Below are 18,422 nucleotides of genomic sequence, written 5' to 3' on the forward strand. Positions count from 1 at the left end.
AAAAATAGTTTTATTTTTGCAAAGCGAAAGAGCAATTTCTTTCGCTTTGTTAATTTTTAAAAGTTCTTATCCGTGTTAAACAGAAGACATATTCGAGTAAAAGTGATGCAAACTATCTACGCAATGCATCAAAGTGGTTCAGATAATCTAGAAAAGCAAGAGAAATTCCTGACAGCTAGTTTAGAAAATATTCTAGATTTGTACCTAATTATGTTATCAACATTAACGGAAATCAGAAAGAAAGAAATCGATTATATCGAAATCTCAAAGAAAAAACACCTAGCTACTCCTGAAGAACGCAATCCTAATTTACGATTTATAAATAACCCAATTTTTAATGGTTTAGAAGAAAGTAATTCGTTTAGTATTGCTTTAGAAAACCGAAAAATCAACAATTGGCAAATTAATGACGATACAATTTTAATGCTGTTGCAGGTTGTAAAGCAAAGTGAATTGTACGTTAATTATATGGCAAAGAAAACTGTAACTTTTGAAGAGGAACGTTTTTTTATCGCCGATTTATTTTCAGATATTATAGCGCCAAACGAAAAGTTATATTCTTATTTAGAAGATTTTAAATTGACGTGGGTTGATGATATTCCTGTAGTAAACACACAGATATTGAAACAATTAAAGCAGTTTTCTAAAGAAGAAGATTTTAGAATTGCACCATTGTATAAAGATATTGAGGACCGAGATTTTGCTTCGTCTTTATTCAGAAAAACAGTTTTGAATGAAGATAAGTTGACAAAAGAATTTGTAGATAAAACTCCAAATTGGGATTTAGAACGTATTGCAGAATTGGATACCATTATTTTAAAAATGGCAATTTGTGAGTTTTTAAATTTTCCATCTATTCCAGTTAAAGTAACAATAAATGAGTATTTGGAACTAGCTAAAGAATATTCAACACCAAAAAGTAGTATTTTCATCAATGGAATTTTAGATAATTTGGTGAAAGATTTTCAAGCAAATAACAAAATAAAAAAATCAGGAAGAGGTTTAATCTAATAAAAATCAAAAATTATTATGGAACAAATAAGTCAATTTTTACCGTTTATTTTAATGTTTGTTGTAATCTATTTATTTATGATAGTACCACAACAAAAAAAGGTTAAAAAAGAAAAAGCGTTTGAAAGCAGTCTAAAAGTAGGCGACAAGATTGTAACAAAAAGCGGTATTCACGCAAAGATTTCTGAACTTGCAGAAACAACTATTGTTGTAGAAACAATGTCAGGAAAATTAAAAATGGAGAAATCTGCTATTTCACTTGAAATGAGTGCAGCTTTAAATAAAAAAGCTTAAGTTTTTAAGCTTTACAAAAAATCCCAAACTTTATAATGAAGTTTGGGATTTTTTTATTCTTTTAGGTTTAGTAATTTATTTCTAATGATTTCATAATGCGTCCAAGGTATGAAGTGATCGGCATTTTCAATTGGAAGAAGTTCTATTGACTTGGCATTTACAAACTCTTTAGATATAAATGCAGCGTTGCTATAGGGTACCAATCGATCTTTTGTACCGTGAATAATTACTACATCTGCCACAATCTTGCTCAGCGATGATTTCATTACTTTTAAATCATTTTTCAGCCACCACAATTCATCATTTGCCGGACGAAGCGCACCAGGAACAAGGTATCTCAATGGTTTTGCCATAAAGAAAGGACGCCATTTTTCAGGATTTTCAGCATCTGGATCAATTGCTCCAGCTATTATGACAAGTTGTTTGTAGTCCTTAGGTTTGTTAATTGCCATTTTAACTATTTCTGGTCCGCCATAAGAGTGACCAATAAGATAAATATTTTTATTGTTTTTTAAACGATTAATAAACAGTTCAATTGTTCTAGATTGTTCAAATAGATTTTCGGAATTACCAAAGTTACTATAACCAAAACCTGGTCGGTCAATGGCAATCATTCGGTATTTTTTTAACAATAACGTATCTTTTAAATATTCTTTATAAGCATCCCAACTGCCAGGTGAGCCGTGAATAAAAAATAAAGTTGGATTGTTTTTGTTACCCGTTTGAATATAATGAATGGTTTTGTCTTCAATATTTATAGAACTGTCTTTGAAAGTGATTTTGGAGGTTTCGAAAAAAGTTTTAGTCTTAGAATGACTTGTTCTCATTCTCATACAAGACTGACATACTAATAGATAAGAAATCAATAAGCACAAAACGATGGTCTTTTTTTTGTTCCGTTTTAGTAATTCCATGTTTATCTGTATTTGTCATTTAAACCTATTTGGTTCAAAATCATTGGTTTTATTTTTTCAAACCTAGAAATTTTTGTTTTTTCTTGCTTTGCAGTTTCAATATATTCCAGAAATTCATTTTGTTTTGATAATGTAAATTTTTCAAATGCATTTGATAAATTACTATCCAATTGTAATTCATTTGCTAGAAAATCGCTTACAATTTTTTCTTTTTTTGAAGGTTTTATTGCTTTACCACTTTTTTCATTGGTGATTGCTTCCTTTATGTAGGATAAGATAAGCTTTTCATTAATGTCATCTTTTGATGTAAATCGCCATTGACGCAGCGCTTTTGTAACACCTTCATTGGCGTTTACTAAAACAGCATTTTCATCTTTTAAGAAAACACCGTTAAAGAACCAAAGGGCAAAATAATTTTTAAAAGCACCAATTCCTATGGTGTTTTTATTGTTTATGGTATAAACTATTCCGCCCCATTTTTTAGTTTCAACAAGTTCAGTTGTATTAATTATGGATTTTAGAATTTCGATTTCATCATTCCAATAATCATATTTCATCCAAGGATTTTTATGTTCCATTTCTAAACTTGTGGCATAAACTTGAAATTAGTTCTTTGAAAAATCAGTTGTAGCTGTTAATTCTGCAATTTTAACGATAACATCTACCGCTTTTTGCATACTTTCTACAGGAACATATTCATATTTTCCGTGAAAATTGTGTCCGCCAGCAAAAATATTCGGACAAGGTAATCCCATATACGATAATCTTGAACCATCTGTTCCACCACGAATTGGTTTGATTAAAGGTTCTATTCCAAGTTCTCGCATTGCTTTTTCAGCTAAATCAACAATAAACATCATAGGTTCTACTTTTTCACGCATATTATAGTATTGATCTTTTATTTCTGCGTGACAGATATCTTCTCCGAATTGTTTAGCAAATTTTTGATTTATTGAAGCTACAATTTCTGAAACTTTGTCTTTTCGTTCTTGAAATAATTGGGCATCGTGATCACGAATAATCAATTCAACAACACTTTCTTCAATACTTCCTGAAAGTCCTACAACGTGATAAAATCCTTCATAATCAACGGTTTCCTGTGGGATTTCATTTTTTGGTAGCGCATTGATAAAATCATTTGCAATCAACATCGAGTTGATCATTTTTCCTTTTGCATATCCGGGATGAACGCTTTTTCCTTTGAAAGTAATTTTAGCTCCAGCGGCATTAAAATTTTCATATTCCAATTCGCCAATTTGACTACCATCCATTGTGTAAGCCCACTGAGCACCAAATTTTTCAACATCAAAAATATCTGCGCCACGTCCAATTTCTTCATCAGGTGTAAACCCGACTCTAATTTTACCGTGCTTAATTTCAGGATGTTGCATTAAATACTCCATTGCAGAAACAATCTCAGTTAATCCGGCTTTATCGTCAGCTCCTAAAAGAGTCAATCCGTTTGTAGTAATTAAAGTTTGACCTTTGTATAATAATAAATCTTTAAAATAACTTGGAGAAAGAATGATGTTTTGTTCTTTATTTAAAACAATATCGCCTCCATCATAATTTTCTATGATTTGAGGTTTTACATCTTTACCAGTAAAATCAGGTGAAGTATCATAATGTGAAACAAATCCAATGGTAGGAACTTCGTGGTCTACATTGCTTGGTAAAGTACCCATAACATAACCATTTTCGTCAATAGAAACATCAGATAAACCGATGTTATTTAATTCTGTTACTAATAAATTGGCAAGGTCTAGTTGTTTTTTTGTACTTGGTGTGGTAGTAGAATTTGCATCCGATTCGGTATCGATAATGACGTAGCTTATAAAGCGGTCGATGATGTTTTGCATGTTTATTTTAAAAAATATTTGTATTACTTAATCCTTTGAATAATCTAATTAAACCATATATAATTGCGCCGTAAGTTATAAATCCGATGCCTGAAAAAGTAATTGCAATTCCAGCCACAAGCCAAATAGCGCCATAAATTATGTCTTTATTTGCTGCAGATCGTTCAGCACTCATTAGTTTGTCTTCGCCAGCATCAACTAATTTATTGGCAGTTTCTTCATCTATTCCTTTCTCTATTAATGCTGCAATAATGTGTCTTCTTGGTTGTTCTGCAAGTAAACTTGATAAAACAAACTCTTGTACTGTTTTGGGGTTTTCTTGATCGGCTAATGTTTTGTTTTCAAACATATATTGATATTTTTTTCAAATATAAAAAAATCCTCAACTGCTTTCACAATTGAGGATTGTATTTTATACACAATTAGTTATTACAGAGCACTTGCTCCTGCAACGGCTACGTCGTGATCGTTTTCTACAGAGCTACCACTTACACCAATAGCACCAATTACTTCACCTTCGCTGTTTTTTATAACCACGCCACCAGGAAAAGTTATCAATCCACCGTTACTGTGCTCAATATTGAATAAAGGAGCATCTGGTTTTACTAGAGGTGTTAATGATGCTGTATCCATTGTAAACCAAGCACTAGTCTTAGCTTTTTTAAATGAAATATCAATAGATCCAATCCATGCGCCATCCATTCTTGCAAATGCAACTAAATTTGCGCCTGCATCTACTACGCAAATATCCATTTTAGTATCTATCGCTGCTGCTCTTTTTTTTGCTGCCTCAATTACAGCTTCTGCTTGACTTAAAGTAATATTCATAATTTTTAGTTAGTTAATTTTTTGGTTAATATAATAGTTGTGGCACTTAATGCTTTACTTATCGGACATCCTACTTTTGCTCCTTCTGCAAGTTCATTAAATTGATCTTCTGAAATTCCTGAAACTTTTGCATCAAGATTTAGTTCAATTTGAGTAATTTCAAAACCATGTTCAACGGCGTCTAATGTAACTTTTGCTGTAACGTTTAGTTCATCAGCTGTAAAACCTGCGTTGGCTAGTGCAAAGCTTAACGCCATTGCATAACAACCGCTGTGTGCTGCTGCAATTAATTCTTCCGGATTTGTGCCTTGTACACCATCTTCATTTTCAAATCTCGTTTTAAAACTATAAGGTGTGTTGTTAAAGAATTTGTTAGAAGTATTTAATGTTCCACTTCCTTCAAGTCCGCTTCCTTTCCACACGGCCGATGCTCTTCTTATTGATGCCATAATTTTTTTTATTTTTATTGTTAATGAATTATCTTTGGTAATAGGCAACAATCGTTGCTTTAGCTATGGTATTTTGCCATAAATAATATCCTACTAATTCTGGATTTGCTGTAGCATCTAATCCAAGTTTGTCTGTTTTCAGCGCATAAACCGTGAAAATATAGGTGTGAATACCGTGACCTTTCGGAGGACAAGGACCACCAAATCCTGTACCGCCAAAACTTGTACTACTTTGAATTGCTCCTTTTGGTAGTAAGTTTAATAAAGGATTTCCAGCTTTAGAAATAATTTCTGTAGTATTTTGTGGTAAATCAAAAACAACCCAATGCCACCATCCTGCTCCAGTAGGTGCGTCAGGATCATAACATGTAATTGCAAAACTTTTAGTACCTTCTGGTGCATTAGCCCAACTTAGTTGTGGTGAAGCGTTTTCTCCATCGCAACCAAATCCTTTAAATTCATTTTTTTTAGTGAATGAGCCACCCAAATCGTTACTTTTTAATGTAAAAGTTTGTTGTGCATTAGCTTTTACAAAAATGAATAGTAAACCAATTAGTAATAAATTTTTCTTGAACATAACTTAGCTATTTAATTAATAATGGCAAATGTCACAATTAATTAACTAAACTAGTTTTTATAAAAGTTCAAAAAGTGTTGATAAAAGTTCAATTTGATATTTGCCATTGTTTAGGCGTTTGACCAAATTGATGCTTAAAAGCTTGAATAAAACTAGACAAATTTTCGAAGCCCACCTGATGGTAGATGTCGGATGGGCGAAGGTTTTTCGAATTTAAAAGATAGGTTGCGTGTTCTAATCTTTTTTCTAAAAACCATCGATTTGGACTGGTTTTAAATTCTTTTTCGAAGTATCTTTTAAATGTTGAAGTACTCATGTTGCATAAGAATGCAATTTCATTTATTTTTAAATTATTGAGCGCGTTTTTTTTCACAATGTTGACAAAGTTATCTGAAGTTTTCTTGTTCGTATTGATGAATTCACTCAAAAAATTAGCTCCTTTTTTCTGAACAAGATAGAGCAGTACTTCTTCAAACTTAATAGGTAATATTTTTTCTAAAAAATCAGTTGGTTGTTGTTTTAGACTTTCTAAACTCTTAACAAAATCAATTATTGTTGGATCATAGTCACATATTAAAAAGTCAGATAAGGTAGCCTTGGAATCGGTTTTTAAGCCGTATTTGTCTATGAAATTTTTCAACATATCATCCGAAAAAAACAATAGCATACTTTTATAATTTTGACTTAAGGAGATGTTTTCACTCATCAAACAGTTTCCCGATTTGATGATTAAAAATTTATCACTTTCTATGGTAGTGGAGCTATTATTAGTTATTAATTCTTTGGTGCCTTCGATTAGAAAGCTGAATACATTTGTAGATAATTGGACCTTATTTTTTTCTAAACTTTGTGAAATATGGTATTCATACAGTTGAATTTCTGTGTGATTTATTTTTGTTAATTCTTCAGGTAATGTCTGTATTATCATTTTCTTAACGTAACAATTGCAATTTTTACTTTTCAAATATAAAAAATCCTCAATTGAAATTACAATTGAGGATTTTATTTTTTATCAAGCCGAACTAAAATAAATAGTTTGTCTTTAAGATATTAGTCATTAACTAAAACCCATTCGCCATTTGCTAAAAGACTTTCAGCTTTTTTGTATTTCATTACTTCAGTTTTTCCACTCATAATGTGTTTTATAGTAACGTTATCGTTTCTATTTATTTTTGGTTGATCACGAACAATAGTTTCCGTTACTTGACGTGGTTGAGTTTGACCAGCTTCTCTGTTTTGAGCTGCTAATTCTTCGCTGTTAGAAATTTCATTTCTTGATTCCGTGTAATTGTCATTTTGACGTACTTCCGTTCTTGCTTCTTGAATGTTTTGCTGCTGTGGTAAATCTCCTTTGAATAGAAACGAAATAACTTCTTTGTTTACACCATCAAGCATTGATCTAAACAATTTAAAAGCTTCCAACTTATAGATTAGTAATGGATCTTTTTGTTCGTGTACGGCCAATTGAACTGATTGTTTCAATTCGTCCATTTTACGTAAGTGTTTTTTCCAAGCTTCATCAACGATGGCAAGTGTGATATTTTTTTCAAAATCGGCAACTAATTGAGCACCTTTTGAATCGTAAGCTTTTTTCAAATCAGTTACTACATTCAATGATTTAATTCCATCGGTAAAAGGAACAATAATTCTTTCAAACTTGTTACCTTCTTGTTCGTAAACATTAGCAATAATAGGCATTGCTTCTCTGGCGCTTCTTTCAGTTTTTTCAGTATAATATTGCATTGCTGCTTTGTATACTTTTCCGGTTAATTCCATTTCAGAAGATCTAGCAAAATCACTTTCAGATACAGGAGATGTTATTGAGAAAAAGCGAATCAATTCAAACTCGAAGTTTTTGAAATCATTTGAAGCTTTATTATCACCAACGATTACCTCGCAGGTGTCATACATCATGTTAGCAATATCAAGTTTCAAACGTTCGCCGTGAAGTGCGTGACGTCGACGCTTGTAAACTACCTCTCTTTGCGCATTCATAACGTCATCATATTCTAATAAACGTTTACGAGTACCAAAGTTGTTTTCCTCTACTTTTTTCTGAGCTCTTTCGATAGACTTCGTCATCATTGAATGCTGAATTACTTCACCTTCTTTTAAGCCCATTCTATCCATAATTTTAGCCACTCTGTCTGAGCCAAAAAGTCGCATTAAATTATCTTCTAATGAAACGTAAAATTGAGAACTTCCTGGATCACCTTGACGTCCTGCACGACCACGTAACTGACGGTCAACACGACGAGAATCGTGACGTTCTGTACCAATAATTGCTAAACCACCAGCAGCTTTAACTTCTGGAGTAAGTTTAATATCGGTACCACGACCTGCCATATTGGTTGCAATTGTCACTACTCCAGGTTTTCCTGCTTCGGCAACAATTTCGGCTTCACTTTTGTGCATTTTTGCATTCAAAACGTTGTGTGCAACACCGCGCATTTTCAACATTCTACTCAGTAATTCTGAAATCTCAACAGATGTTGTTCCAATTAAAACTGGTCTTCCTGACGCTGAAAGTTGGGTTACATCTTCAATTACTGCATTGAATTTTTCACGAACTGAGCGGTATATTAAATCTTCTTTATCTTCACGCAACATTCCTCTATTGGTTGGAATTTCTACAACGTCTAGTTTGTAAATTTCCCATAATTCTCCAGCTTCTGTGACTGCTGTACCGGTCATTCCACCTAATTTGCTATACATACGGAAATAATTCTGTAATGTAATAGTTGCAAAGGTTTGTGTTGCTGCTTCAATAGTTACTTTTTCTTTAGCTTCAATGGCTTGGTGTAATCCGTCAGAATAACGTCTTCCATCCATTATACGTCCGGTTTGCTCGTCGACAATTAGGATTTTATTATCCATTATTACGTACTCTACATCTTTTTCAAATAAAGTATAAGCTTTTAATAATTGTGTTAACGTATGAATTCTTTCTGATTTGATTCCGAAATCTTGAAATAATTTCTCTTTAGCTTCGGCTTCTTTATCTTTTTCAAGACTTAGTTTTTCAATATTGGCAATTTCGGTTCCGATATCTGGTAAGACGAAGAAATTTTCGTCAGTATCTTGCGATAAAAATTTGATACCATTATCGGTTAATTCTACCTGATTATTTTTTTCTTCAATTACAAAATACAATGCTTCATCCACTTCTGGCATTTTGCGATTGTTATCTTGCATGTATTCATTTTCAGTTTTTTGAAGTAATTGTTTGATTCCTTCTTCACTTAAAAACTTAATCAATGCTTTGTTTTTAGGCAAAGAACGATAAGCTCTTAGTAATTGGAATCCACCTTCTTTAGTATTTCCTTCTTTTATTAAACGTTTAGCTTCGGTTAAAAATCCGTTGGCTAATTGACGTTGAAGGTTGTAAAGATTTTCGATTTTTGGTTTTAGTTCATTAAACTCGTGTCTATCACCATCTGGAACTGGACCTGAAATGATCAAAGGTGTTCTCGCATCATCAATTAAAACCGAGTCAACCTCGTCGACAATTGCATAATTGTGTTTTCTTTGTACTAAATCTTCTGGTGAATGAGCCATATTGTCTCTCAAATAATCAAATCCGAATTCGTTATTTGTACCATAAGTGATGTCTGCTTCATAAGCTTTTCTTCTGGCGTCAGAGTTTGGAGAGTGGTTATCGATGCAATCAACAGTTAATCCGTGGAATTCGAAAAGTGGCGCTTTCCAGGTGCTATCACGTTTTGCTAAATAGTCATTTACGGTTACTAAGTGCACACCATTTCCAGTCAAAGCGTTCAAGTAGAGTGGAAGTGTAGCTACTAATGTTTTACCTTCACCGGTTTGCATTTCAGAAATTTTTCCTTGATGTAAAACAATTCCACCAATTAATTGAACATCATAATGAATCATGTCCCAAGTGATTTCTTTTCCAGCTGCATTCCATGAATTAGCCCAATTAGTTTGGTCACCAACTAAGGTGATATAAGGTTTTGTAGCCGATAATTCTCTATCTTTTTCGGTTGAAGTAACGGTAATTGTTGTATTTTCTTTGAAACGTCTAGCAGTTTCTTTTACCACTGCAAATGCTTCAGGAAGAATTTCCATTAATACTTTTTCAGAAATATCATAAGCTTCTTTTTCTAAAGCATCGATTCTGTTGTAGATTTCCTCTCTATCGTCAATATCAGAAGTTCTTTCAGCATCTAATTTTAAATCTGAAATTTTTAAATCTTTATCAGCTCTTGCTTCTTTGATTTTTTCTTTGAAAGTGATGGTTTTAGCTCTTAATTCGTCGTGAGACAACGACATTAAAGCACTTTCATATGATTTAATTTTAGTGACAAGCGGTTGAATTGCTTTTACATCTTTTTGAGATTTATCTCCGACAAATGCTTTAAGTATGCTATTTATGAAACTCATAATGGTTTGTATTTAATATTTAGTTTCCCAATAGTTTGGGAATGCGAATTTAAACAAAAAAAAAGCCCCAAAGGAGACTTTTTTCTGTTGTGTTAGTTTATTTTTTTTTAATATTCATCCTCATTCCAAAGATAATCTTCGTCAGTTGGATAATCTGGCCAAATTTCTTCCATTGATTCATATATTTCGCCTTCATCCTCAATTGACTGAAGGTTTTCAACAACTTCAAGCGGCGCACCAGCTCTAATTGCGTAGTCTATAAGTTCATCTTTGGTTGCAGGCCACGGTGCATCACTTAAATAAGATGCTAATTCTAATGTCCAATACATCTGCTTTCGATTTTATAATTTATGCAAAAATAAATTTATTACTGAAAAAGTCAAGTAAAAAATGATTTATTTTACGATTAAGTTTAAGAACGTCTTTTTTTAAATTCCAAATTTTAAATTCTTTAAACCAAAAATGCTCTATTTTACTAGCATTTAAGAAAATATTTCGTGCAATTTGCAATTTTACTTTTGAAGCTATAAGAGACTATTTTCTTGGAATCCATTGCACTTCATCAGCGTTTAAATCGTAGGACAACTTTCGTGCCAAGACAAAAAGGTAGTCAGAAAGTCGGTTTAGGTACTTAATTACGAGTTCATCGGTTGGTTCTATGTCATTTAGATGTACTGCTAAACGCTCGGCACGACGGCAAACACAACGAGCGATATGACAATATGACACAGTTGTGTGTCCGCCGGGAAGCACAAAGTGTGTCATTTGCGGTAAAGATTCTTCCATTAAATCAATTTGATTTTCAAGATAATCAATATCTGATTCTAATATTCCTAGATTTTGAAGTCTTTTTTCACCATTTTGTAAAGTCTCTTTATCTGGTGGCGTTGCTAAAATTGCGCCTACCGTAAAAAGTCGGTCTTGGACTTCAATTAAAACGTTTTTGTATAAAGTGTTGATTTCTTGGTCGCGAATTAACCCAATGTGTGAGTTGAGTTCATCAACAGTTCCATAGCTTTCAATTCGGATGTGGTGTTTTGGAACTCTTGTTCCGCCAAAAAGTGCTGTTGTGCCTGTGTCGCCAGTTTTTGTATATACTTTCATGTAAATGTTTAAAAGTTTAGAAGGTTAAAAGTTTAAGAGTTTATTTTAAACTAGAATTTCTTTTTTCAAAGATAACAAAAATTAAAATGGAATGTTAACTAGCCCTGACAGGAGAAAGTAGCTCTCGTTTTTTAACGAGACTACTTCGTATGGCAGGAATATGGATTGCTGATAAAGCCCAAGCGATTCGCTCCTTACAACACTATTTTGTCTTTTAAAATATATAGTCCAATAATCTCTCCTTTTGCATTAGCTGTTATCTTAATTTGCAGTTTTCCCGTTTCAAAGTGTCCGTAATATTGGCCTCTCGATTTCATTTGACTGTTTTCTTGATAATCTGTTTGCTCTAAAAACATTAATTTTCCGTGCTCTTTTTTAACCTTATTGAACAAGCTAAAAAAGTAATTTTTGGGACGAGATTTTTGCATCGTTGTTGAAAATGAGTTGTAAATCATTTCAAAATCGTTGTTGTTGTAATGTAGAATAAAAGAATCTGTTGCTTTTTTATGAATGTCATTTTGTGCGAAACAAGTAGTTGTAATGCACCATAAACTCATAAAAATGAAAGCTTTTTTCATTATCAAACTTATCTATCGATAAAATTATAGATGATCAGTATTTGGCGTATCACTCTCTATTAATCCATCGCGCAAGCGAATAACTCTGTGAGCATATTTAGCAATATCTTCTTCGTGAGTTACTAAAATTACAGTGTTTCCTGCAGCGTGAATATCTCCAAAAAGTTTCATTATTTCGATAGACGTTTTACTATCTAGATTTCCAGTTGGTTCATCAGCAAGAATAATGGAAGGTTTGTTGACCAAAGCACGCGCTACTGCAACACGTTGACGTTGTCCACCTGAAAGTTGGTTGGGTTGGTGGTCCATTCTATCAGATAAGTTTACTTGAGTCAGTACTTCGGTAGCACGTTTATTTCGATCTGATTTAGAATAACCTGCGTAGATCATAGGTAATGCAACATTATCTAGAGCGGTTGTTCGTGGCAAAAGATTAAATGTTTGAAACACGAATCCAATTTCTTTATTACGAATTTCGGCAAGATCATCGTCGTGCATTTTAGAAACGTCTTTTCCGTTTAGTATATAACTTCCTGATGTTGGTGTATCAAGACATCCTAAAAGGTTCATTAAAGTTGATTTTCCGGAACCTGATGGTCCCATAAGTGCGACATATTCGCCTTTGTTGATTTGTAAATCGATTCCTTTAAGTACATTAATAATTTCGCTACCTAGAACAAAATCTCGTTTAATGTTGGTGATGTTTATAAGTGGATTTGACATTTTATTTTGATTATGAATTATTAGTACTAAAAACAGTTATAAAGTTACACTATTGATGCAAAAAGATTTATGTAAATATAAGATTTAATTATATAACATTACAACTTGAAAGTGGCGCTAGTTTTGTCCCAAACAATATAACATTCAAATTATGAAAAGAGGTACATTTAGATTAGGTTTATTTTCAATGGTTCTAGTAGTCGTTGTTTCTTGTCAAAACAAAGATAAAGAAATGGCTGATAAAAGGATAAGCGAGTTAGAGCGTTATGTTGATTCTTTAAAATCAGTTGACGAAATGGCAATGAATGATAATTGGGATCAAATTGCTACTGATTATGATACAAAATCAACTAGTGCGAAAGATGCTTTAAATGCTCTTGATGAAAAAGAAAAAGCATCAGGTCAAGAAAAATTAGATTCTTATGATGCTGATTATAATGTCATTAAAACTACTGTTGAAAGCAAGAGAGAAGTGCCAAATACATCGGCTAAAACAGTTTCAACACCAAGTCAACTTTTGCGTGATAGACTTTTTGGTGCAGGAAAAATTGGAGATGATATGAGTTTTGCGTGGGTAAATAAAGACAATATTTTAAGTACCTATGACACCTTCTTTGAATCTTACAAAAAAAATAAAGGTGATTTTTCTAGAGAGGATTATGATGAAATAAAGTTAATGTATGAAGCATTAGACAGCAGAAAAAATAGGGTTGAAAAAGAAGGATTAACTACGGAAGATAATAATAAAATAGCTTCTATTAAATTCAAATTTGGACCAATGTTTAAACTGAATAGAGTAGGTGCAAAAAGTAGAGAAACTGCTGAAGCAAAAGAATAAAGGGTTAAAGCATAAATATTAATTCAGAAAAATGACAATCAGCGATGGTTGTCATTTTTTTATGTTCTAATCACAAAATGTTCTTTCTCTTGCTCGGTTCTAAAGAAAACAATTCCCCATTGAAAAGTGTCAATAGTAACGGTAACTTTTGGATGATTTTTAATAATTTCCCAGGCTTCTTCCATATCTTTACTCCAATGAATATCGTCAAAAATCCAAACAGAATCTTTGGTAATTGAAGGTAGTAAAAGTTCGAAGTACTGTAAAGTTGCTTTTTTAGAATGATTGCCGTCGAAATAAATTAGTTGGCAGTGTTCAGTGTTCAGTTGGCAGTTATGTAGATAACTTGAAAATTCAGTATTTACAAATTCGATGTTATTTAGATTTTGCGATTGAAGTTGATTTTTTGCAATTGCCATTGTTTGAGGACAACCTTCTAAAGTGATAATCTGTGCATTTTTATTTAGCTTCGCTCTGTTCGTCTTCGACTCGAGTCCCAATGATAGGGCAGAAGTTGCTAATCCTAACGAAGTTCCAATTTCTAGAATAGTTTCTGGCTGAAAATAGTTTACAATTCTAAATAATAGTTGCGCTCTTTTTGGAGAAATTCCAGCGTTTTTTGCAATTTGATTTACAGGTCGTGTGTTACTTTTAAAAACTCGTGAACCAGCACCAAAATCGGTTACTTCAATGGTGTTTTTGTTTTGTAAAAGTGAATTTCGGTAGTTTTTTAGAATGGAATATTCTGGATGTTTTCTTTTATCATAAAAACATTTCGTAACTAAATTGTACACAAACGGCGAATGCACTCCGTGTTGATTCTTGGAGTTCCAGAGGAAGTTTAGATATGATTTTATTTGAAACAGCATTTTCTAGTGATTAGTAATTAGTGATTAGTAATTAGTCTTGCTATTCACTAATTACTAATCACTACTTACTTTTTATTATTCCATTTTTGAAGAAAGCTCAAACCATCGTTCTTCTTTCTGTTCCATAGTTTGAATTATTTTTTGCAATTCATTTGCTTTCGCTTCAATATCCTTATCTGCTACTTTTCCCTCAGAAAATAATTGTTCGATTTGTTTCTTCTGGTATTCTAAATCTTTAATTTCTTTTTCGATTTTATTGAATTCTTTTTGTTCATTAAAGTCTAAACCAGATGAAATAGTTTTAGTTTTCCAATTGTTCTTTTCCTTGTTATCGTCTTTATTTGCTGGTTCAGCCGAATCTTCATACGCTCTAAAATCAGAGTAATTTCCAGGAAAATTCTCTACAATACCATCGCCTCTAAAAACGAATAAATCATCAACAATTTTATCCATAAAATAGCGATCGTGCGAAACTACAAGCAAACAACCTGGAAAATCCAATAAGAAACTTTCTAGTACATTCAACGTTACAATATCCAAATCGTTCGTTGGCTCATCCAAAATTAAGAAATTTGGATTCTGAATCAAAACCGTACATAAATACAATCGTTTCAATTCGCCACCAGAAAGTTTTTCAACAAAATCATATTGTTTTTTGCTATCAAATAAAAATCGCTCTAATAATTGACTTGCCGAAATCAATTTTCCTTTCATCAACGGAATGTATTCTCCGTATTCCTTTATAATATCGATTACGCGTTGTCCCGGTTTTGGGTTAATTCCGCTTTGCGTGTAATAACCAATTTTAATCGTATCACCAGTGACCACTTTCCCAGAATCAGTCGGAATAGTTTGTGTCAACAAGTTCAAAAATGTCGATTTTCCAGTTCCGTTTTTACCAATAATCCCAATTCGCGCACCACGCTGAAAATCGAAACTAAAATTCTCTAAAATCTTTTTATCGCCAAACTTTTTCGAAATTTTATGCAACTCAATAATCTTGCTTCCAAGACGTTCCATATTAATTTCGAGTTCGATTTTATTTTCTTTTCTTCGACTTTCGGCAACTTCTTTTATTTTATAAAAATCATCTTGACGAGATTTTGACTTAGTTGTTCGTGCTTTCGGTTGTCTTCGCATCCACGCCAATTCCTTTACAAAAAGGTTTTGGGCTTTATCAATCGTTGCATTTTCAGAAATTTGACGTTCCTCTTTTTTCTCTAAATAATAAGAGTAATTTCCTTTGTAACTGTATAATTTTCCGTTATCCAATTCTATGATTTCGTTACAAACGCGCTCCAAAAAGAAACGGTCGTGCGTAACCATAAACAACGTAACATTTTCTTTAGCAAAATAACTTTCTAACCATTCAATCATCTCTAAATCAAGGTGATTGGTAGGTTCATCCAAAATCAATAAATCAGGTTTATTAATCAAAATAATCGCCAATGAAAGACGTTTTTTCTGTCCACCAGACATATTTTTAACCTTCAATTTGAAATCTTCCAACTTCAATTTGAACAAAATTTGTTTGAATTGCGTTTCAAAATCCCAAGCATTAAAACGATCCATATCGTCAAACGCTTTTTCATAAGCTTCGCTATCTTCAGGATTTTCAAGTGCTTTTTCGTAACGCTCAATAACGTGTAAAATTTCATTATCACTTGCAAAAATACTTTCCTCAACCGTCAACTCATCTTGCAACTGCGGAACCTGCGACAGAAACGACATTTTAATATCTTTTCTCATCACAACTTGCCCAGTATCAGGCGTATCGTCGCCATTAATAATTTTCATTATTTGGGTTTTTCCCGAGCCATTTTTGGCAATAAAAGCAATTTTTTGGTCTTTATTAATTCCAAACGAAATGTCTTTAAACAACGTTCGTTCGCCAAATGATTTCGATATATTTTCTACAGAAAGGTAATTCACAAGTGTATTTTTTTTGCAAAAGTAAGTCATTGAAAGCAAGGAAACAATCTTTAATTTCATTAGGAGCGAATGGTTAGGGATTTGTTTGTAATCCATTTTCCTGCTTTCCGTTATGCACGGCATTTCCTCCAATCAGGGCTAGCTAGCAATTGTATTGTATTTTTGTTCCGTATTTCAAAACAACAATAAATTTAATTTGTATATTTGAGTTTCAAAACTATTTGCTATGAGCGACAATTCAAATAAAAATGATAAAAAGCTAGACTTGAATAAAGTCGAAGAACCAATTACGGAATATTCTTCAGAGAAAATCTATGTCAATATTGAAGATCATCCTCTATTTGCAAAAGTTATAGAGAAGTCCAAAAAAGATTTGAAAGAAGGAAAAGGAATTCCTCACGAAGTTGTAATGAAAAATGTAAAAGAAAAATATCCTTTTTTAAAATGAGTTATGACATAATTTGGGATGTAAAAGCTCAAATAACTCTTGAAGAAGAAATCAATTATATTTTATTTAAGTGGAATTTCAATGAGGTTAAAAAATTTAGTGATTTAGTTGAAGAAAATTTGAGTAGATTATCAATAAACCCTGAGATTGGCATTTATAGCAAAACTCTTAAAGTCTATTGTCTAGTTATTTCTAAACAAACTACTTTATACTACAGTTTTAATTCTGACATAAAAATAATAGAACTTCACTTTTTTTTCAACAATCAAAAAAATCCTGAAGAATTAAATAAGTTGCTTTAAATTTGTCCAATGCAACTATCCGTAATCATCCTTAATTATAATGTGCGCTATTTTCTAGAGCAATGTGTTTTAAGTGTCCAAAAAGCACTTGAAAACATTGATGGCGAAATCATTGTAATCGACAACAATTCATCTGACGATAGTTGTGCGATGATGAAAGAATTGTTTCCCAACGTAAAACTCATTGAAAATAAAGAGAATTTAGGTTTCCCAAAAGGAAATAGCATCGGAGTTGCACAAGCCAAAGGCGAATACATCTGCATTCTAAATCCAGATACTGTTGTAGCAGAAGATACTTTTATAAAAATTCTAAATTTTGTCACACTGAGCGCAGTCGAAGTGCCAAATTCCGCAATTGGAATAGTAGGTTGCAAATTAATTGACGGAACAGGAAATTTTCTACCAGAAAGTAAGCGCGGCATTCCGACACCTTGGGTTGCCTTCACAAAAATCTTCGGATTGTATAAATTTTCTAATGTTTTCGGAAAATATTACGCCCAACATTTAACCGAAAATCAATCGGGAAAAGTTGATATTCTTGTTGGTGCATTTATGGTTATGAAACGCGAATTGTATAATGAAATTGGTGGTTTCGATGAAAACTGTTTTATGTATTCCGACGATATTGATTTAAGTTATATGGCTCTAAAACTAGAAAAAAGTAATTATTATTTCCACGAAACTTCCGTAATTCATTACAAAGGCGAAAGCACCATTCGTGATGAAAAGTATATGAAACGTTTTCAAGAAGCAATGCAATTTTTTTACAAAAAGCATTTCGTGAAATCGATTGTATTTGACTTTTTTATGAAAATTGGAGCGATTTTATTTTCATTACTAAAGAAAAATCAAACTCAAAACTCAACAAAAAAAATTGATGAATATATTATTTTTTCAAATCAAGAATTACAACTAAATTTGACAAAGAAAACTAGAATTTTGAATGAGTTTTCTAATTTTAAAAACAATAGTAATTCCAATATCGAAATTATTTTTGACACCAAATCATTTAGTTACAAAGAGATTATCAACTTTATGATTTCCAATAAATGTAAAAATTTAACATTTAAGAATTATATTCCTAATTCAAATTATTTAATAGGAAGCAATAATTCAATCGATAGAGGAGAAATTATCATTATAAAAAATTAGTATATTCTTTATAAAATGAAGATTAAATTACTAATTTTGCAATCATTATAAAAAAACACAACTTTAGTTTAAAGATATGGCAAAGTTTGAATTGAAATTACCTAAAATGGGTGAAAGCGTTGCAGAAGCAACAATTACCAATT

At 32.2% G+C, this 18,422-nt stretch carries 21 protein-coding genes; 6 read left to right on the forward strand and 15 right to left on the reverse strand.

Features of this window, described 5'->3' with window-relative positions:
• Positions 1 to 105 precede the first annotated feature (105 nt).
• Both nusB and yajC read left to right on the forward strand, forming a co-directional pair.
• The gene (gene nusB, locus Q0050_RS13670) at positions 106 to 1,011 is read left to right on the forward strand and encodes a transcription antitermination factor NusB (RefSeq protein WP_298396963.1); all 906 of its coding nucleotides are present in this window, start codon (positions 106 to 108) and stop codon (positions 1,009 to 1,011) included.
• A gap of 18 nt (positions 1,012 to 1,029) precedes the next feature.
• Positions 1,030 to 1,305 carry a preprotein translocase subunit YajC gene (gene yajC, locus Q0050_RS13675; RefSeq protein WP_298396966.1) on the forward strand — a complete coding sequence of 92 codons (276 nt, stop codon included), beginning with the start codon at positions 1,030 to 1,032 and terminating at the stop codon, positions 1,303 to 1,305.
• Between the two features lie 53 nt (positions 1,306 to 1,358).
• Here the strand turns inward: yajC and Q0050_RS13680 are convergent, their stop codons facing one another.
• The 13 genes from Q0050_RS13680 to Q0050_RS13740 form a co-directional block, all read right to left on the reverse strand.
• Entirely contained in the window at positions 1,359 to 2,132 is a 774-nt protein-coding gene (locus Q0050_RS13680) for an alpha/beta hydrolase (protein ID WP_298396969.1), read from the reverse strand.
• An 89-nt stretch (positions 2,133 to 2,221) separates the two neighbouring features.
• Positions 2,222 to 2,797, reverse strand: coding sequence for a DUF1801 domain-containing protein (locus Q0050_RS13685; RefSeq protein WP_298396972.1), 576 nt, complete (start codon positions 2,795 to 2,797; stop codon positions 2,222 to 2,224).
• A 27-nt stretch (positions 2,798 to 2,824) separates the two neighbouring features.
• A complete protein-coding gene (gene pepT, locus Q0050_RS13690; protein ID WP_298396975.1) occupies positions 2,825 to 4,078 on the reverse strand; it encodes a peptidase T in 1,254 nt (417 codons plus the stop codon).
• 7 nt (positions 4,079 to 4,085) lie between these two features.
• Positions 4,086 to 4,427 carry a hypothetical protein gene (locus tag Q0050_RS13695; protein WP_298396978.1) on the reverse strand — a complete coding sequence of 114 codons (342 nt, stop codon included), beginning with the start codon at positions 4,425 to 4,427 and terminating at the stop codon, positions 4,086 to 4,088.
• A gap of 80 nt (positions 4,428 to 4,507) precedes the next feature.
• The gene (locus Q0050_RS13700) at positions 4,508 to 4,906 is read right to left on the reverse strand and encodes a heme-binding protein (RefSeq protein WP_298396981.1); all 399 of its coding nucleotides are present in this window, start codon (positions 4,904 to 4,906) and stop codon (positions 4,508 to 4,510) included.
• Positions 4,907 to 4,911: 5 nt separating this feature from the next.
• Entirely contained in the window at positions 4,912 to 5,355 is a 444-nt protein-coding gene (locus tag Q0050_RS13705) for an OsmC family protein (RefSeq protein ID WP_298396984.1), read from the reverse strand.
• 28 nt (positions 5,356 to 5,383) lie between these two features.
• Positions 5,384 to 5,932 carry a YbhB/YbcL family Raf kinase inhibitor-like protein gene (locus tag Q0050_RS13710; RefSeq protein ID WP_298396987.1) on the reverse strand — a complete coding sequence of 183 codons (549 nt, stop codon included), beginning with the start codon at positions 5,930 to 5,932 and terminating at the stop codon, positions 5,384 to 5,386.
• Between the two features lie 88 nt (positions 5,933 to 6,020).
• A complete protein-coding gene (locus Q0050_RS13715; RefSeq protein WP_298396990.1) occupies positions 6,021 to 6,860 on the reverse strand; it encodes an AraC family transcriptional regulator in 840 nt (279 codons plus the stop codon).
• Positions 6,861 to 6,982: 122 nt separating this feature from the next.
• Positions 6,983 to 10,333 carry a preprotein translocase subunit SecA gene (secA, locus tag Q0050_RS13720; RefSeq protein ID WP_298396993.1) on the reverse strand — a complete coding sequence of 1,117 codons (3,351 nt, stop codon included), beginning with the start codon at positions 10,331 to 10,333 and terminating at the stop codon, positions 6,983 to 6,985.
• A 107-nt stretch (positions 10,334 to 10,440) separates the two neighbouring features.
• Complete coding sequence (locus Q0050_RS13725; protein WP_022828503.1) at positions 10,441 to 10,662, reverse strand: DUF2795 domain-containing protein; 222 nt, start codon at positions 10,660 to 10,662, stop codon at positions 10,441 to 10,443.
• A gap of 205 nt (positions 10,663 to 10,867) precedes the next feature.
• On the reverse strand, positions 10,868 to 11,437 hold the full coding sequence (locus Q0050_RS13730) for a cob(I)yrinic acid a,c-diamide adenosyltransferase (protein WP_298396996.1): 570 nt from the start codon (positions 11,435 to 11,437) through the stop codon (positions 10,868 to 10,870).
• A 194-nt stretch (positions 11,438 to 11,631) separates the two neighbouring features.
• A complete protein-coding gene (locus Q0050_RS13735) occupies positions 11,632 to 12,015 on the reverse strand; it encodes a DUF3887 domain-containing protein (RefSeq protein ID WP_298396999.1) in 384 nt (127 codons plus the stop codon).
• Positions 12,016 to 12,039: 24 nt separating this feature from the next.
• Positions 12,040 to 12,738, reverse strand: a complete 699-nt coding sequence (locus tag Q0050_RS13740; protein WP_298397002.1) for an ABC transporter ATP-binding protein — start codon at positions 12,736 to 12,738, stop codon at positions 12,040 to 12,042.
• A 151-nt stretch (positions 12,739 to 12,889) separates the two neighbouring features.
• On the opposite strand from Q0050_RS13740, the gene Q0050_RS13745 reads away from it, so the two are divergent.
• The gene (locus Q0050_RS13745) at positions 12,890 to 13,576 is read left to right on the forward strand and encodes a hypothetical protein (protein ID WP_298397005.1); all 687 of its coding nucleotides are present in this window, start codon (positions 12,890 to 12,892) and stop codon (positions 13,574 to 13,576) included.
• Positions 13,577 to 13,635: 59 nt separating this feature from the next.
• Here Q0050_RS13745 and Q0050_RS13750 read toward each other — a convergent pair whose 3' ends face one another.
• Positions 13,636 to 14,445: an O-methyltransferase gene (locus tag Q0050_RS13750; protein ID WP_298397008.1), complete on the reverse strand. Its 810-nt coding sequence runs from the start codon at positions 14,443 to 14,445 to the stop codon at positions 13,636 to 13,638.
• A 75-nt stretch (positions 14,446 to 14,520) separates the two neighbouring features.
• Complete coding sequence (locus Q0050_RS13755; RefSeq protein ID WP_298397021.1) at positions 14,521 to 16,377, reverse strand: ABC-F family ATP-binding cassette domain-containing protein; 1,857 nt, start codon at positions 16,375 to 16,377, stop codon at positions 14,521 to 14,523.
• 226 nt (positions 16,378 to 16,603) lie between these two features.
• On the opposite strand from Q0050_RS13755, the gene Q0050_RS13760 reads away from it, so the two are divergent.
• Genes Q0050_RS13760 through Q0050_RS13770 form a run of 3 tightly spaced genes read left to right on the forward strand, consistent with a single transcriptional unit; the run spans position 16,604 to position 18,279 of the window.
• Positions 16,604 to 16,825 (forward strand): hypothetical protein, encoded by a 222-nt coding sequence (locus tag Q0050_RS13760; RefSeq protein ID WP_298397011.1) that lies wholly within the window; start codon positions 16,604 to 16,606, stop codon positions 16,823 to 16,825.
• Complete coding sequence (locus tag Q0050_RS13765; RefSeq protein WP_298397015.1) at positions 16,822 to 17,127, forward strand: hypothetical protein; 306 nt, start codon at positions 16,822 to 16,824, stop codon at positions 17,125 to 17,127. Before Q0050_RS13760 ends, Q0050_RS13765 begins: the two co-directional genes overlap by 4 nt.
• A gap of 9 nt (positions 17,128 to 17,136) precedes the next feature.
• Positions 17,137 to 18,279 carry a glycosyltransferase family 2 protein gene (locus Q0050_RS13770; protein WP_298397018.1) on the forward strand — a complete coding sequence of 381 codons (1,143 nt, stop codon included), beginning with the start codon at positions 17,137 to 17,139 and terminating at the stop codon, positions 18,277 to 18,279.
• Positions 18,280 to 18,422 lie beyond the last annotated feature (143 nt).

This window comes from Flavobacterium sp. (assembly GCF_027483985.1).
GTDB lineage: Bacteria > Bacteroidota > Bacteroidia > Flavobacteriales > Flavobacteriaceae > Flavobacterium.